General features: G+C 73.7%; 13 protein-coding genes. 3 read left to right on the top strand and 10 right to left on the bottom strand.

Translation table 11 applies throughout. From position 1 onward, the window contains the following. Nucleotides 1–218 precede the first annotated feature (218 nt). Complete coding sequence (locus ACZ3IL_RS12500) at nt 219–1,880, top strand: BCCT family transporter (protein ID WP_467390452.1); 1,662 nt, start codon at nt 219–221, stop codon at nt 1,878–1,880. A 124-nt stretch (nt 1,881–2,004) separates the two neighbouring features. On the opposite strand, the gene trpS is transcribed toward ACZ3IL_RS12500, so the two are convergent. The 9 genes from trpS to ACZ3IL_RS12455 form a co-directional block, all read right to left on the bottom strand. Continuing rightward, the gene (gene trpS / locus ACZ3IL_RS12495) at nt 2,005–3,099 is read right to left on the bottom strand and encodes a tryptophan--tRNA ligase (protein ID WP_467389413.1); all 1,095 of its coding nucleotides are present in this window, start codon (nt 3,097–3,099) and stop codon (nt 2,005–2,007) included. Between the two features lie 218 nt (nt 3,100–3,317). Beyond that, nucleotides 3,318–4,562: a cytochrome P450 family protein gene (locus ACZ3IL_RS12490; protein ID WP_467389411.1), complete on the bottom strand. Its 1,245-nt coding sequence runs from the start codon at nt 4,560–4,562 to the stop codon at nt 3,318–3,320. Further along, nucleotides 4,559–5,788, bottom strand: coding sequence for a cytochrome P450 (locus tag ACZ3IL_RS12485; protein WP_467389409.1), 1,230 nt, complete (start codon nt 5,786–5,788; stop codon nt 4,559–4,561). Before ACZ3IL_RS12485 ends, ACZ3IL_RS12490 begins: the two co-directional genes overlap by 4 nt. Further along, nucleotides 5,785–6,408 carry a GTP-binding protein gene (locus ACZ3IL_RS12480; RefSeq protein WP_467389407.1) on the bottom strand — a complete coding sequence of 208 codons (624 nt, stop codon included), beginning with the start codon at nt 6,406–6,408 and terminating at the stop codon, nt 5,785–5,787. The genes ACZ3IL_RS12485 and ACZ3IL_RS12480 overlap by 4 nt, the downstream gene beginning before the upstream one ends. Beyond that, on the bottom strand, nt 6,389–6,742 hold the full coding sequence (locus ACZ3IL_RS12475) for a DUF742 domain-containing protein (RefSeq protein WP_388695347.1): 354 nt from the start codon (nt 6,740–6,742) through the stop codon (nt 6,389–6,391). The genes ACZ3IL_RS12480 and ACZ3IL_RS12475 overlap by 20 nt, the downstream gene beginning before the upstream one ends. Beyond that, on the bottom strand, nt 6,739–7,140 hold the full coding sequence (locus ACZ3IL_RS12470) for a roadblock/LC7 domain-containing protein (protein ID WP_388695349.1): 402 nt from the start codon (nt 7,138–7,140) through the stop codon (nt 6,739–6,741). Before ACZ3IL_RS12470 ends, ACZ3IL_RS12475 begins: the two co-directional genes overlap by 4 nt. After that, nucleotides 7,140–8,741 carry a sensor histidine kinase gene (locus ACZ3IL_RS12465; protein ID WP_467389403.1) on the bottom strand — a complete coding sequence of 534 codons (1,602 nt, stop codon included), beginning with the start codon at nt 8,739–8,741 and terminating at the stop codon, nt 7,140–7,142. The genes ACZ3IL_RS12470 and ACZ3IL_RS12465 overlap by 1 nt, the downstream gene beginning before the upstream one ends. 472 nt (nt 8,742–9,213) lie before the next feature. Further along, on the bottom strand, nt 9,214–9,936 hold the full coding sequence (locus ACZ3IL_RS12460; protein WP_467389402.1) for a VOC family protein: 723 nt from the start codon (nt 9,934–9,936) through the stop codon (nt 9,214–9,216). Nucleotides 9,937–10,094: 158 nt separating this feature from the next. Beyond that, entirely contained in the window at nt 10,095–11,267 is a 1,173-nt protein-coding gene (locus tag ACZ3IL_RS12455; protein WP_467389401.1) for a PP2C family protein-serine/threonine phosphatase, read from the bottom strand. 50 nt (nt 11,268–11,317) lie between these two features. Here ACZ3IL_RS12455 and ACZ3IL_RS12450 point away from each other — a divergent pair, with 50 nt between their 5' ends. Then, the gene (locus tag ACZ3IL_RS12450; RefSeq protein WP_467389400.1) at nt 11,318–11,827 is read left to right on the top strand and encodes a MarR family transcriptional regulator; all 510 of its coding nucleotides are present in this window, start codon (nt 11,318–11,320) and stop codon (nt 11,825–11,827) included. A 583-nt stretch (nt 11,828–12,410) separates the two neighbouring features. After that, entirely contained in the window at nt 12,411–14,177 is a 1,767-nt protein-coding gene (locus ACZ3IL_RS12445; RefSeq protein WP_467389398.1) for a PP2C family protein-serine/threonine phosphatase, read from the top strand. A gap of 124 nt (nt 14,178–14,301) precedes the next feature. Here the strand turns inward: ACZ3IL_RS12445 and ACZ3IL_RS12440 are convergent, their stop codons facing one another. Further along, nucleotides 14,302–16,113, bottom strand: coding sequence for an ATP-binding SpoIIE family protein phosphatase (locus ACZ3IL_RS12440; protein ID WP_467389396.1), 1,812 nt, complete (start codon nt 16,111–16,113; stop codon nt 14,302–14,304). Nucleotides 16,114–16,254: the final 141 nt, after the last annotated feature.

Genomic DNA, 16,254 nt, shown 5'->3' with positions numbered 1-16,254 from the left:
GAGACGGGACGCGGCGGGAGGACGGGAGGACGGGAGTCCGGGTCCGCCGGGACGGCCTGTTGGTCCACCACCGGGAACGGCACCCGTGGTACTGCCTAGGGAGACGGCGTGACGCCCGTCACACCGTGCCACGAAAGGTGAGACCCGTGTCGAAGGAACAAGAGAGGCCGGAGAACCGGCGGAAGGGCGCCCGGCGGGCGAGAAGCCGGGGACTGCCGGTGCTGCCGCCCCTCGTCGGCCGCCCGGCGCCGCCCGACCGGGCCCGTACCGACCGGATCGTGTTCGGGGTCGCCGCCGTCCTCACCGTCGCCTTCGTCGTCTGGGGCGCCACCGCCACCAAGAGCCTGGAGGACGCCTCCGGCAGCCTCCTCGAAGGCCTGATCCGCGACGGTGGCTGGGCGTTCATGCTCGCCGCCTCCGGCTTCGTCGTCTTCGCGCTGTGGCTCGCCGTCAGCCGTTACGGCCGGATCACCCTCGGCCGCGAGGAGGAGGGCCCCGAGTTCCGGACCGTGTCGTGGATCGCCATGATGTTCAGCGCCGGCATGGGCATCGGCCTGATGTTCTACGGCGTGAGCGAACCGCTCGCCCACTACGCCGCCCCGCCGCCCGGCACCCGCCCCGCCGACCCGGCCGAGCGGATGCAGACCGCCATGGCCACCACGCTCTTCCACTGGACGCTCCACCCGTGGGCGATCTACGCCGTCGTCGGCCTCGCCATCGCCTACTCGACCTTCCGGCGCGGACGCCGCCAGACCATCAGCGCCGTCTTCGTCCCGCTGATGGGCGAACGGCGGGCGTACGGGGGCCCCGGCCGGTTCATCGACATCCTGGCCATCTTCGCCACCCTCTTCGGCTCCGCCGCCTCCCTCGGCCTCGGCGCGCTCCAGATCGGCAGCGGCTTCGAGGAACTGGACTGGATGGAAGAGACCGGCACCGGGCTGCTCGTCTCGATCATCGCCGTCCTGACCGTGTGCTTCGTCCTCTCCGCCGTCTCCGGCGTCGAGAAGGGCATCCAGTGGCTCTCCAACACCAACATGGTGCTCGCGGCCGTCCTCGCCCTCTTCGTCTTCGTGGCGGGCCCCACCGTCCTCATGCTCGACCTGCTGCCCACCTCCATCGCCGCCTACGTCGGCGACCTGCCGCAGCTGGCCGGCCGCACCGAGGCGACCAGCGGCGGGAACATCCACGACTGGCTGGGGAGCTGGACCGTCTTCTACTGGGCGTGGTGGATCTCCTGGACGCCCTTCGTCGGCATGTTCATCGCGCGCATCAGCCGGGGCAGGACCATCCGGCAGTTCGTCGGCGGCGTCATCCTCGTCCCCAGCGCCGTCAGCCTGGTCTGGTTCGCCGTCTTCGGCGGGGCGGCGATGAGGCTCGCCGAGCGGGGCGAACTGGCCGGGAGGACCACCCCCGAGGGGCAGCTCTTCGGCGTCCTCCGGGAGTTCCCGGTCGCCGGTGCCATGAGCCTCCTCGTGATGGTCCTCGTCGGGATCTTCTTCGTGTCCGGCGCGGACGCCGCCTCCATCGTCATGGGGACGCTCTCACAGCGCGGCACCTTCGAACCCACCCGGCCCGTGGTGGTCTTCTGGGGCGTGGTCACCGGCGCCGTCGCCGCGATCATGCTCCTCGTCGGGCACGGTCAGGGCGACGCCCTCGCGGGGCTGCAGAACCTCACCATCCTGGTGGCGGCGCCGTTCGTGCTCGTCATGATCGGCATGTGCGTGGCGCTCATGCGGGACCTGCGCCGGGACCCGCTCATCGTCCGGGGCGAGCTGGGGGAGGAGGCCGTCGAACTCGCCGTGATCGCCGGCCACAAGAAGTACGACGGGGACTTCGAGCTGAGGATCGGTCCCGGCGAACCGGGCCCGGAGGGCCCCTGACGGCGGGGCCGGGGGAGGGGCGCGGCCCCCGCCCCCGGTCCCACCGGGAGGCCCCGGCCGCACCGGGAGGCCCCGGCCGCCGGACCGTCCCGGCCCCGGGCGCAGGGCCGGACCCCGTTCCCGTTCAGTAGTCGCTCCCCATCACCGCGCGCACCTCCGCGAGGGTGGCGTCGGCCACCGCGCGGGCGCGCTCGTTGCCCTCCCGCAGGACCTCGCGCAGATGGGCCCGGTCCCGCGCGTACGCGGCGCGGCGGGCCCTGATCGGCGCCAGGTGCTCGTTGACCGCCTCCGTCACGGTCCGCTTCAGGGCGGCGGACCCCGCCGATCCGATGCCCGCCGCCACCTCCTCGGGCGCGACGCCCTGGCAGAGGGCCGCGAGGAGCAGCAGGGAGGACACCTCGGGCCGGCCCACCGGGTCGTACGCGATGTGGCGCTCGGAATCGGTCTTCGCGCCCCTGATCAGCCGCGCGGTCTCGTCCGCGCCGGCGGCCAGGGGCACGGCGTTGCCCCGGCTCTTGCTCATCTTGGTGCCGTCGGTGCCGAGCAGCAGCGGCGCGTCGGAGAGGAGCGCCTCGGGCTCGGGGAACACCCCCTCCCCGTACCGGGCGTTGAAGCGGCGGGCGATCGTCCGGGCGACCTCCAGGTGCGGCAGCTGGTCCTGGCCGACAGGGACCAGGTTCGCCTTGCAGAAGAGGATGTCGGCCGCCTGGTGGACGGGGTAGGTGAACATCAGGCCGCTGACGGCGGACTGCCGGGAGCGGGCGATCTCGTCCTTGACCGTGGGGTTGCGGTGCAGCTCGGCCACGGACACCAGACTGAGGAAGGGCAGCATCAGCTGGTTGAGGGCGGGGACGGCGCTGTGGGTGAAGAGCGTGCTCCGTGCCGGGTCCACCCCGATCGCGAGGTGGTCCAGGACCAGTTCCCCGACGTGTCCGGACAGGTCGTCCGCCACGTCCCGGTCGGTCAGGACCTGGTAGTCCGCGACGATCACGAACAGTTCCGCCCCGAGTTCCTGGAGCCGGACCCGGTTGCGGAGCGTGCCGAAGTAGTGCCCCAGGTGCAGCCGCCCCGTGGGGCGGTCGCCCGTCAGCACGCGGAAGCGGCCGGGGGAGCGGAGGATCTCCTCCTCCAGGACCGCGCCGCGGGCCCGGACGGCGGACGTTCCGAGCACGTCGGGGGAGGAAGGGGCGGTGACGGTGGCGGCGGTGGTGGTGTTCACGAGGTCTCCTGGTGGGTCGAGGACGCCGTCGGTACGAGCCGCCGGAACGACGGGACCCGTGATCCAGGAAACGCGAAAAGGGCCGTTCGTCCGAACGGCCCTTCGGTCATGCGCGAGTGGTGGCCGCTCCTACGGGGAGGGCCACCAGCTCGGGCGGGACGGAAGACGCATGCGCCCACCGTACAGCCCCGTACGGACTTCCGGGAGCGCGCCGCGCGTCAGGCCAGGACGACCGGGAGGTCGAAGAGGTCGTTCTGGGTGACGACCGGCTTGTTGCGCAGCTCCTCGCGCGGCACGGCGAGGCGCAGCTCCGGGAAGCGCGCGTACAGCGCGGGCAGCGCCACCGACGCCTCCAGGCGGGACAGCGCCGCACCCGGGCAGACGTGCGGTCCGTGGCCGAAGGAGATGTGACGGTTCGGCGTGCGGGTCATGTCGAAGTCGCCCGCCGTCGGGCCGAACTGCTCCTCGTCCCGGCCGATCGCGCCGTACGACACGATCAGTCCCTCGCCCTTGGGCAGGACCCGGTCGCCGACCTCGACGTCCTCGGTGGCGAACCGGAACAGGACGTGCGAGGTGGGCGTCGACCAGCGCAGGGTCTCCTCGATCACGTTCTCCCACGGCACCTCGCCCCCGAGGACGAGGGCGCGCTGCTCGGGGTGGGTCTCCAGGGCGACCACGGCGTTCACGATCAGGCTGATGGTCGTCTCGTGGCCGGCGGCCACCATCAGCTGGAGGGTGTTGGTGATCTCCTCCGTGGTGAGCCGGTCGCCGTCCTCCGACGCCTCGATCAGCGCGCTGGTGAGGTCGTCGCCCGGCGACTCCTTCCTGGCCGCCACGATCCCCGCGAACAGGGCGCCCAGGTCCGCCATCATCCGCGGCACCTCCTCGGGCGGGGTCTGCGTCGAGAAGAACTTGTCGAACAGCTCCTTCATCCGCGGCTGGTCGGCCCTGTCGACGCCCATCAGCTCGCAGACCACGTTCATCGGCAGCGGGTACGCGAACTCGGCCTTCAGGTCCACGACGTCGCCCGCCGGACGCGCGGCCAGCCGGTCCAGCATGTCCGTGGTGAGGGCCTCGATGCCGGCGCGCAGCCGCTCCACCCGCCGCGCGGTCAGCGCCTGCGCGACCAGGGTGCGCAGCCGCCGGTGCTCCTCGCCGTCCACGGTCAGCATCGACCTGCCCGGGTTGGCCAGGCCGATCAGCGGCCAGTCCAGGGGGATCTCACCGCGCTGCCAGGGCCCCCAGACCTCGATGTCCTTGACCAGCCGCGCGTCGGTGAGCAGCTTCCGGGCCTCCGCGTGACGGGTGACCGCCCAGCAGGGCACCCCGCCCGGCAGGACGACGCGGACCAGCGGACCGGCGGCGCGCAGCCGGGCGCTCTCGCCGTCGAGGTCGGTGACGAACGGGTCCAGCTCGATGACGTCGGTGCCGGACGCGGCGGTGTGGTCGTACGGGCAGCTCATCCGAGGGCTCCAAGGGCGGGGGTCGGGGTGTAGGTCACGGGAAGCGCGGTGAGGCCGCGCAGCCAGGGGGAGGGCCGGCGGGTGAGGGCCTCGGGGGCCACCGCCAGGTCCACGTCCGGCAACCGGTCGAGGAGCACCTCGATGCCCGTACGGGCGATGGTCTCGGCGACTTCCTGCGCCGGGAAGGGGCAGCGGTGCTCGCCGTGCCCGAAGGAGAGGTAGGCGTTGTTGCCGCCGGTGAGCGCGCCGGAGTCGGTCCGTACGTGCGGGTCGGAGTTGGCGGCGGCCAGACCGAGCAGCAGCAGGTCGCCGCGGCCGATCCGGCGTCCGCCGAGGTGCGTGTCGCGCGAGGCCCACCGCCCGGCGACGTTCTGGGTGGGGGTGTCCTCCCACAGCACCTCGTTCATCGCCTCGCCGACGCTGTGCCGGCCGCCGGACAGGGAGGCCGCGAACCGGTCGTCGGTGAGCATCAGGCGCAGCGAGTTGCCGATCCAGTCGGCGGTGGGCTGGTGGCCGGCCGCCAGCATCACCATGAGGTCCTGGCCGACCTCCTCGAGCGTGAAGCCGGAGGCGTTGGCGAGCATCCGCGAGGCGACGTCGTCGCCGGGCGTCTCCGACTTGGAGGTGAGCAGCGCGAACATGGACTCGCCCAGGTGGCGCTGGCCCTCCAGGGCGCCCTCCTGGCCGTTGATCATGTCGTTCAGGGCCTTGACGAGCCCGGGGCCCTGCTCGTCGGCGAAGCCGTAGACGCTGGCGAGGACCCGGACCGGCAGCAGCATCGCGTACTCGGCGATGATGTCGCACGAACCCTTGCCGCACAGCGCGTCGATGAGTTCGTCGGCGAACCGCTCGGCCCGCTCCCTGAGGACGAACGGGTCGATCGCCTCCAGGGCTCCGGAGATGACGTCAGCCCGCTCGCGGTGCCGCTCGCCGACGGTGTACAGGATGGACGGCTGCTTGCGGCCGATCATGGGCAGCAGGGGCCAGTCCGCCGGGATGTTCTCCCACTGGTTCCACAGGTCGGAGTCGCGGGAGAAGAGCACCGGGTCGCTGGTGACCTGGTGCAGCTCGCGGTAGCCGAGGACCAGCCAGGCGGGTACGTCCCCGTCCAGGAGGACCGGGGCGACCGCCCCGTGGTCACGGCGCATCTGCCGGTACAGCTCGGTGGGGTCGGTCTGGAACCGGGGCCCGCTCAGCGGGACGGGACGGGACACGGGGCAGGTCACGGGGCGGGCTCCGGTATCGGCTGCGAGGTCGGGTCCTGGACGAGGACGGACTGCAGGTGCTCGACGAGCGAGATCAGGACCTGCTTGCTGGACTCGCGCGACCGGGCGTCGCAGAAGACCAGCGGCACCCCGTCGGCGAGGTCGAGGGCCTCGCGGATCTGCTCGGTGGTGTGGGAGGGGCCGCCGAAGTCGTTGCAGGCGACGACGAACGGCGTGCCGTGGTGCTCCAGGCGGTCGATCGCGTACCAGGAGTCGGCGAGCCGGCGCGTGTCGACGAGGACGACCGCGCCGAGCGTCCCGGAGAACAGCCGGTCCCACAGGAACCAGAACCGCTCCTGGCCGGGCGCCCCGAACAGGTAGAGGATGTTGTGGGCGTCCAGCGAGATCCTGCCGAAGTCGAAGGCCACGGTGGTGGCCGTCTTCGCGGCGACGCCGACGGTGTCGTCGACGCCCTCGCCCGCCTGGGTCATGGTCTCCTCGGTGTTCAGCGGACGGATCTCGCTGACCGAGCGCACCAGGGTGGTCTTGCCCACGCCGAAACCGCCGACGACGACGATCTTCAGTCCGTTGTCGGCGGTGCTGTGCAGGGCCTGGCGCTGTTCAGAGATTACGGAGTCCAACGAGCACCTGCTCCAGGATGTCGTGATCGGGAAGGCTGTACGACGCACGCGGGTGCCGTGCGCTGATCCGGCCGGTGTCGTGGAGGTCGGCCAGCAGGATCCGCGTGATCGACACGGGCAGGCCGAGACCGGCCGCCACCTCCACCACCGCCGTGGGGAAACGGCACAGGCGCAGGATCGCGGCGTGCTCGGACTGCATGCCGGGGGACGGATCGCTCTCGGCGACCACGAGGGTCACCAGGTCGAAGGCGTCGGACCCGGCGCGGCTGCGGCCGCCGGTCAGGGTGTAGAGCCGGTCCGGGGAATCGTCCCTGCCCGGCCTGGAGCGGCTCATCCCCGGGGCCTCGCGACCAGGTGCTCGCCGAGCTGCTCGACCAGTTCGGACATGTTGTGGCCGATGAGCCCGGCGTCGGCGTCCTCGTCGGCGACCAGGGCGAGGTGGGCGCCCTCGCCGGCCTCCACGATGAACAGGATGCCGCCGTAGAACTCGGCCATCGCGGAGCGGACGCCGCCCGTGCCGTCGCCGAACTCCACGGAGGCACCGTGCGACAGGCTCTGGATGCCGGCGGCGATCGCGGCGAGCTGGTCGGCCTGGTCGACGGAGAGCTCGGGGGTACGGCAGAGCTTGAGGCCGTCACGGGAGAGCACCAGGGCGTGCCGGGTGCCCGGGGTGCGTTCCAGCAGGCCCTCCAGGAGCCAGCTGAGCTTCTCGTCGGTGGTGGTGCCGGTCATTACGGGGTGCCTTCCGGGTGCGGGGAGTTCGAGGACGGCGACGGCGTCCTGGGGGTGGACGTCCGGCCGTCCTGGTCGGACGGGGCGGCCGGGGGGCCGCCCGCCGGGGGGTGATCGGCTTCGGTCCCGGCGTCCGGCTGGGCGGAGCGGACCGCCCGGCGGAAGCTGCCGAAGCGGGTCGCCGCCCCGGCCGCCGCGCCGCTGCGCGGGCCCGCCGGGCGGGGCTTCGCGGCGGCGTCGGGGCCCTCCGGGTGGGCGGCGGCCAGGGCCCGGCCGCGGCGGCGGCGCGGGAGACCGCTCTCGCCGAACTGCGGGTGTTCGCCGGTGCCCTCGGCGCCGGTGCCGTGCGCCGCGCCGGGCTCGTGCACGGTCTCCGGTTCGGGGACCCGCGCGGCGGGCGCCCGGTCCGGTACGGACGGGGCCGGAACGCGGTCGGGCACGGCGGCCGGAGCGGCCGGCGCGGGCACGGCCGTGTGGCTGATCAGCTCCTGCGGCAGCATGAGGAGGGCGCCGGTGCCGCCGCGCGCCGAGGGGCGGAACGACACGGTCAGGCCGTGCTTGCGCGCCAGCCGGCCGACGACGGCCAGACCGAGCCGGGTGCCGGAAAGGCCGGCCAGGTCCTGCGTCTCCGCGCTCACGGCGGCCTCGGCACGGCGCAGCTGGACGTCGCTCATCACCAGGCCGCTGTCCTCCACCGCGATGATGACGCCGGCGGGGACCTCCTCCACGTAGACGTGCACCTCGGCGGTGGGGGGCGAGAAGTTGGCGGCGTTGTCCATGAGTTCGGCCAGGGCGTGCATGACGCCCTCGGCGGCGTGGCCCGCCACGGCCGCTTCGCTGCTGGAGTGCAGCCGCACCCGCTGGTAGCCGCTGATCCGGCCCATGGCGCCGCGCAGGATCGACTCCATGCCGATCGGGCGGGCCCAGCGCCGGCCGGAACGCGCCCCGGTCAGCACGGCGATGGAGTCCGCCAGCCGGCCCGCCTGGGCGGTGCGGTGGTCGAGGTGGAGGAGGTCGGTGAGGACGTCCTCGTCGGCGTGCCGGTGTTCCATGTCCCGCAGGTCGGCCAGCATGCTCGTGGCGAGGGCCTGCATGCGGCCGGCCGCGTTGGCGGCCGCGGCCATGGCGGCGGAGCGGCCCGACTCGGCACGGCGCAGCCGTTCTTCGAGGCGCGCCACGTCGGCGGCCCGGGCCCGGTTCAGCTCGGCGGTCTCCGCCGCGTGGGCGCGGACCAGCTCCTCGGCCCGTGCGGCGCGGGCCGCTTCGGAGGCGGCGGCCTCGGCGGCGTACCGCTCCCTCAGGGCGGCGCTCTCCCGTTCGGCGGCGGCCGAGTACCGCGCGATGTACGCGTCGCGGGAGGCGAGTTCGGCGGTGAGGCCGTCGACCCGTCTGCCGAGCGCACGCGAGGTGCGTCCGTACCAGGTGACGGCGAAGGCCGACGCGGCGAGCAGCAGGACGCCGCAGACGGCGAACCAGCCCAGCGGGGGGCGGACCTCGGCCGGTGCCGCGGCGGTCGCCGCCGCGGCGAGCGCACCACCTGCGGCGGCTGTCAGCGACGAGGCGAGCAGGGCGGGGCGGAAGGGGGTGGACGGCGCCGACATCAACCAGACTCTCAGGAACGGGCACACGGGGAAGGGAGTCGTAACGACGGCACTATAGATGTGTTCTTGATCAGTTAGGAACACTGTTGATTGGATTGGTGCATGACGGATGTTCGAAAACGACGTCCTGTGTGAGGGGTTTCGTTAACTCCTGATGGACGGAGCAGGGCGGGCGGATGACGGGACGGTGTCCGGGCGCCGGACCGGGCGGTCCGTCCGGAGGAAGGGGCGGACGGCGCGCGGCCGTCGGGAACGCCCGGACCGCTTGCTTTCGTGAACGAGGGGAGCGGCGCGCGCCCCGGAAGCGCGCGGCCGGCCGGTGAGGGCGGCGGACCCGCCCGTCCCGGGCGCCGGACGGCCCGGACGGGGCCCTTCCGGCGGGGTGGCCGGGCCGCCCGGCCCCGGCCGGGCGGGACGACGGCGTTCCACGGGCGAACGCCCGGGGAGCACGGCCCGCCCGGCGGCGGCCCCGTTACCGGGCCCTCCGCACGGAGAACTCGTTGCCGTCGGGATCGAACATCAGCACCCGGCCACTGTCTTCCCCGTCCGCGTCGGCGCGGGTCGCGCCGAGCGAGACCAGACGGTCGACCTCCGCGTCCCCGTCGGCACCGGCGGGGAGCGTCAGCTCGAAGTACAGCCGGTTCGCGCCCTTCTTCGGCGCCACCGGGGGACCGCCCCACGTGATCTTCGTACCGCCGGCCGGCGACTGGATCGCGGTCTCCTGGTCCTGGTCCCAGACCAGCGGCCACCGCAGCGCCTCGCTCCAGAAGTACCCGACCTCCTGCGTGCCGTCGCAGGCCAGGGCCCCGATGGTGCCGGTGTCGGCGAGGAACGCGTTGCCCGCCGCGATGACGCAGAACTCGTTGCCGTCCGGGTCGGCCAGGACCACGTGCCCCTCTTCCGGGCGCTGCCCCACGTCGAGGTGCCCGCCACCCAGCTCCAGCGCCCTGGCCACCGTCCGCCGCTGGTCCTCCGGGGAGGCGCTCGTCAGGTCGAAGTGCACCCTGTTCCGGCCGCCCTCCGGTTCCCGGCCCGGCAGGAAACGGAGGGGGAACCCGGTGCCGCCGGGGGCCCGGACCGTGACGCCGCCGTCCGGGTCGTCGGCCGGTTCCCAGCCCAGGACCCCCGACCAGAACCGTGCCATGCCGGACGGCCGGGGCGTGTCGAAGCAGATCGCGGAAAGCTGGCTGGTCATGGTTGCGTGGGTCTCCTGTCGCTCGGCGACCGGTACGGCGCTCCGCCCGGCGGGCGCAGCCTAGGGCGGCGGCACGGCCCGCGCATCCGGGTTTTCGCCGCGGGGGACCCGGCCGCCCCGGCGGGCGGCGCGCGGGAGCCGCGCCGGAGGGCGGTCGTTCAGGCGGTGGGCCGCCCGTGCCAGTCGAGGCAGACCACCATGGCGTCGTCCTCGGGGTCGATCACGCCGCGGTGGCCGGCCAGTTCCTGGAGGACGGCCCGGGGGACCTGGGAGGCGGGCAGGAGCTGGGTGCTGGTCAGCGCCCGGGCCAGGGCCCGGTCGCTGTACCGCTCGCCGGCCGGTGAGGCGACGTTGTAGACGCCGTCGCTGACGAAGACGAGACGGTCGCCCGGCTCGGTCCGGAAGTGTTCGGCCGTGTAGGAGGTGTCCTCGAACATGCCCAGGGGGAGCTGGGCGTTCAGCTCGATCTGCTCGGCCCTGCCCCGCCGTACGCGCCACATCTTCGGCGAGCCGGCGTCCACGATCTCCGTGTCGCCGGTGGCCAGGTCGAAGCGCAGCAGGAGGACCGACAGGTGCTGGGCCCCCCGGTGCTGCCCGTAGACGGCCTGGTCGGCGAGGTAGGCCTGGTCGACCAGGGACAGGCCGGCCCGCCGGGCGTTGCGCAGGGCGTTGACCGCGAGGTTGGTCAGCAGGGCCGCCTCGATGCCCTCGCCCATTCCGTTGGTCACGGTCAGGGTGAGGGCCCGGGCCGACGTCGACCAGTCGAAGTTGTCCCCGTAGATCGCGTAGGCGGGTTCGAGCTGCGCGCCGATCTCGTACTCGGGGCGGGTGCAGGAGCGTCCGGGGAGGAGCTGCCACTGCATCTCGGCGGCGAGGGTGAGGCGGTTGGCCCGCCGGGCCTGGAGGTAGAGGTCGGTGTCGCGCTCGCTGACGATGATCTCGTGGCCCAGGATCTCGGCGATCTCCGTCAGCTCGCGCGCGGTGTCCGAGTCCTCGTCCCAGGCGGGCAGGCGCAGGCTCAGGACCCCGATGCGGTCGCCGCGCACGCTCACCGGCAGGTGCACGACGACGGAGCCGTCCTCCCCGGGGGCCTCGGTGTGGGGCCGCTGCCAGTTGAACGCCTGGCCGGGGGCGCCGGTGTGGACGGGGACGGGCTCCATCGTGTAGGGGAGGGCGGCGACCGGTTGCAGTATGGTCATCGCGTAGTCGGCCATGAGCAGGATGACGTCCGCGGCGCCGTACTGTGCGGCCAGCGCTTCCTCCAGGGCCTGGAGGAGAGCGTCGGGAGTGGCGGAGCGCAGGGCGCGCTCGACCACGGTGAATCTGTCCATCGTTCGGTTACCGCCTAGTTTTAGAACGCATGCGAAAGGGAGCTTCTCTCATGTCTCGGCGACCGGAGGAAGCACTGCGGCAGGACGGCGCGGGGGCGTTCGTCGCCAGTATGGCGCGCGAGGTCCTGGAACTGATCGAGGTGCTGTGGTCCCAGGGGGAGACGGTCTCGACCGCCCCGGTGTCGCCGTCCCAGGTGCGCGTGCTCTACGTCCTCGAGCGCGAGGGAGTGGTGAACCTGCGCACCCTGGCCGAGAAGCTCGACTCCATGCCTCCGTCGGTCAGCCGGATGTGCGACCGGCTGCACGCGGTGGGATTCATCGATCGTAACCACAGTTCTTCCGACCGCCGGGAACTGGAGCTGCGCCTGTCACGCCGGGGCGCGAGCTACCTCGAAGCGCTTCGGGCCCGCCGTGAGGAAGTCCTGGGGGAACTGCTGGGGAGGATGACCGCCACGGAGCGGGCCATGCTGGCGCGGGGCCTGGTCGGGGTCCGGGCCGTCACCGACGACGCCGTGGCCGGTCGCGGTGGGCCGGAAGCCGTCGCGTCGGAGTCGGCCTGAGGCCGACGGCTGCGCCGGTGGGTTCACGATTCCGCCTTCCCGAGGCCGGTTCTCCGGCTCATGCTGCTGCGACAGATTCCTGCCTCCGGCGGATACTTGTCAAATGGCAAGTATTGCTTCAGGGCAACCGCGATCCGGAGGGGTTTCGTGACGGCGGCCCCCTCGTGAGCCGCGCGGGCTGACCGGCCCCGAGGGTGCTCTTCCCCGTTTCGCGTGCGTCGGACGCGCGGAGCGGGGAAGGAGGAGCGGGGCGGGAGGCGTGCCCGGCCCGCGCCGGGCGGGCTGTGCCGATCCCACGGGACTCGCCTATTGTTGCCATGCGGCAACTATTGTTGGTCGTTCATCATCCGCCGGTCCCTGCCGATACCCGGATGTCCGGCGACCCGGGAAGGGAGCGAGGGGGCATGGCGGTTCGGACACCGCACACCGGGGCGGACAGGAGCACGACCGCGTTCCCGGACCGGCCGGCACCGGCACCGGCCGCCGCGGCCGTCCTCCGTGACGCGCCCGGCCCCGCCCGCGACGGCGCCGCGCCCGCCGCGCTCACCCCCGCTGCCCTCTCCCCACCCCCGCGAGGACCGCGATGAACGCGATGAACGTGCCCCAGGTCAATCTGGTGATCAGGACGCCCGCCGACGCCCTGCGGGCGCGCCAGGACGTCCTCGTCCTCGCCTCGGCCGTTCCCGCCGAAACGCGCGTCCGCCTGATCACGGACCTCTTCGGCAGGATCGGGGCGGCGCTCGACGAAGGCGCCACGGCCCGTCTGCGGGTGGCCGTCCGCCCCGATCCCGCCACCGGCGCCCCCGCCGTCCACGCCGCCCTGCACACCCCCGACGAGGACACCGGGCCGACCGCCTCCGGGAACACGTGCGCCCCGGACGCCCCGGCGGCTTCCCGGCCCGGTGGCGAGGACCCCTGCTCCCGCCTCGTCCGCATGCTCGCGGACAGCGACGGCGACGTCCGCGCCCTGGTGGAACTGCTGGACTGGCACCGCGTCGAGCTGGAATCCACCAACCAGGGCGTCCTGGCCCTGCATGCCGAACTCGACGCCGCCCACCGTGCCCAGACCGAACTGCTGACCGCCGAACAGGCCGCGCGCGAACAGGCGGAGACCGCCCGCAAACGGCTGTCGTTCCTCTCCGCCGCCAGCGCCGCGCTCACCCGCACCCTGGACCACGAGAGGGTCCTGCGCGACCTGACCGGCATGCTCGTCCCCGAGTACGCCGCCACCGCCCACGTCTGGCTCCTCGACAACCGGCAGACGCTCACCGCGTCGACCGGGGACACCCCGGACGTCTCGGAGCTGCCGGCCGACCACCCCGTCCCCCTCACCGCCCGCACCGGACGGGTCCACCACCGCCCCGGACCGGACCGCCCAGCACCGGACCGTCCCGGAGGCGACCCGGGCCCGGAGCCCGCTCCCTCCCTGCTCTCCCTCCCCCTGACCACCGGCCGGACCACCCTGGGCGTCCTGGCCCTGACGCCCTCCGCGGACCGGTTCACCCCCGACGACGTCGTCATGCTCACCGAACTGGCCCGCCGCGCCGCCACCGCCCTGGACAACGCCCAGCGCTACGAACACGAACGCGACACCGCGGAGATCCTGCAACGCGCCATGCTCACCGACCTGCCCACGGTCCCCGGCCTGCGCATGGCGGCGTGCTACCTGCCCGCGGGCAAGGGCATGAACGTCGGCGGCGACTGGTACGACGCCTTCCTCCACCCCGACGGCACCCTGACCACCGTCATCGGCGACGTCACCGGCCACGGACTGGACGCCGCCGTCCTGATGAGCCAGCTCCGCCACGCCCTGCGCGCCTACGCCCTCCAGGGCCACTCCCCGGGCGTCCTGCTGACCCTCCTGCACGAGCTCATGCGCAGCCTGCAGCCCGGCCTCTACGCCACCGCCCTGGTCGCCCAGCTCCGCCCGTCGAGCCCCGAGGTCCTCTGGGCGACCGCCGGTCACCTGCCCCCGCTCCTGCGCACCCCCGACGGCGCCGTGCACGTCCTCCACGACCGCGGCGGTTCCCTCCTCGGGCTGCCCGTGGACCAGACCGTCCGCGACCACCGCCTCACCCTCGCCCCCGGCTCCACCCTGCTGCTCTACACCGACGGACTCGTCGAGCGCCGCGCCCAGGGCGTCGACCCCGGCATCCGGCGACTCGCCACCGCCCTGGCCGGTCTCACCCCCCAGGACGGCGGCACCGTCGAGGAGGACGCGGAGAAGCTCCTGGCCGACCTCCTGCGCGACACCCCCGGGGACGACGACACCTGTCTGCTCCTGTGCCACGCCGACCCGCCCCGTCCGTCGGCACCGGTCCGCAGGCCGGTGAGGTCCCGGACGCGGTGACGACCGCGCCGGGCGGCGCCGGGGCGCCCTTCCACGACGCGGCCGGGAACGGGCGGCCGCGGCGGACGGGCACCGGGTCCGGGGCGACCGGCACACCACCGCCGCCGGTGCCGTGCCCGCCCCGTCAGGCCCCCTGGCCGCCCGGCACGTTCTGCTCCGCCCAGACCACCTTGCCGGCGTCGGTGCGGCAGGAACCCCAGCGGCGGCAGAGCATGTTGATGAGCTGGAGCCCCCGGCCGCCCTCGTCGCTGAGGTCCGCGTGCTGGATCTGCGGCAGGTCGGGACCCGTGTCCGAGACCTCCACGACGAGCCGTTCGCCGTGCCACAGACGCAGCTCGCCGGGGCCGTTGCCATAACGCAGGGCGTTGCCCACCAGTTCGGAGACGACCAGCTCGCAGACGTCCGCCAGTTCCGTCAGGTCCCACTCCGCCAGCTGGGCGGTGACCAGGCCCCGGGCGACGGAGGCCGCCCGCCCGTCCTTCGGCAGCTCCCACACCCGCAGATCGGCCCGCGGGGACGGGGAGTCCGTCGCGACGAGGAGCACGGCCTCGTCGAACCGCGTCGCGCCGGCCGGAGCGCGGTCCACCAGGCCGCCCGCTTCGAGCGCCTCGGGGGTGAGCCCGAGCGCGGCCGACCGCAGCCGGGCCAGCTGGACGTCCAGGTCCTCGCTCCGGGACTTGACCAGCCCGTCGGTGTACATGACGAGGTGACCGCCCTCCGGGACCCGCAGCCGCAGCGGGTCGTACGGGATCACCCCCGCGCCCAGGGGCGCGCCGGCCGGCACCCGCACGAATTCGCCGTCCCCCCGCCCGTCCAGGAGCAGGGGCGGCAGGTGCCCGGCGCTGGCCAGCGTGTAGCTGGAGTCCGCCGGGTCGTGGACCACGCACAGACACGTGGCGACCTGCTCGTCCTCCAGGTCGCGGGTGGCCAGGTCGAGCCGCGCCAGGACCCGTTCCGGAGCCATGTCCAGGGTCATCAGGGTGCGGGCGACCGCCCGCAGACGGCCCATCGTGGCGGCGGCGGGCAGCCCGTGCCCCATGACGTCGCCCACCACCAGGGCCGTGCGCCCCCCGGGCAGCGCCACCACGTCGTACCAGTCCCCGCCCACCCCGTGGCCGGCCGCCGAGGGCGCGTACTCGGAGTGCACCCGCAGCCCCGGCGTCACCGGGGTCGCGCGCGGCAGCAGGCTGCGCTGGAGCGAGACCACGTGTTCGCGCTCGCGCCCGTACAGCCGGGCGTTGTCGATGAAGACGGCCGCCTTGGAGGCGAGCTGTTCCGCCAGGGCCAGGTCCGTGGGGGAGAACGGCGGCGTCCCGGGGCCCCGGACGAAGTCGGCGCTCCCGAGGAGCAGGCCGCGCGCGATCAGGGGCACGGCCAGATAGCTGTGCACGCCGGCGGCGCGCATCTGCGCCGCCGCGCTCGCCGTCGGCGCGACCCGGGTGAAGTCGTGGTCCCTCATCCGGCTCACCAGGACCGGTTTGCCCTGCCGGAGGCAGTACCGGTGGAGCAGCGTCTCGTGCTGCTCCTCGGTCCGCACGAAGGTCTCGCCCACCGGCGTCGGCTCCAGGGAGGACAGCTCCTCGATGGCGCACAGGGCCGTGGCGCGCAGGGCGGGGAGGCCCTTCCCCGTCCACCGCGCGCCCTCCTCGCCCCGCAGGACGCTCTCCAGGACGTCGACGGCGGCCCCGTCGGCGAACCGGGGCACGGTGAACTCGGCCAGCTCCTGCGCGGTGCGTTCCAGGTCCAGCGTCGTACCGATCCTGGAGGTGGCGGAATTCAGCCACGCCAGCTGACCACGGGTGGTGAACCGGTCCGGGGGCAGCAGCCCCCTGCTCCTGCGGAAGCGCGCCCCCGCGCCGGCCGGGCGGTGCGCCGGCGATCCGCCTCCGCTCCGGGCGCGGCCGGTCAGGCGCCGTCCGTCGCTGTCGCCGTTCACTCTTCCGGCCTCCAGACGGGATGTGACGCCACCTGCCGCACAGTCTGCACCGGAAGCGGCCCTCGTGCATCAGGCATGCGGAACCGATTCGCGCAAGTACGTCCACGGCCACGAAGGGTCACCCGGGGCGACCGTCCGTGA

The sequence above is a fragment of the Streptomyces sp. NPDC014907 genome (assembly GCF_055562975.1).
This window is presented reverse-complemented; position numbering and strand designations above follow the sequence as displayed.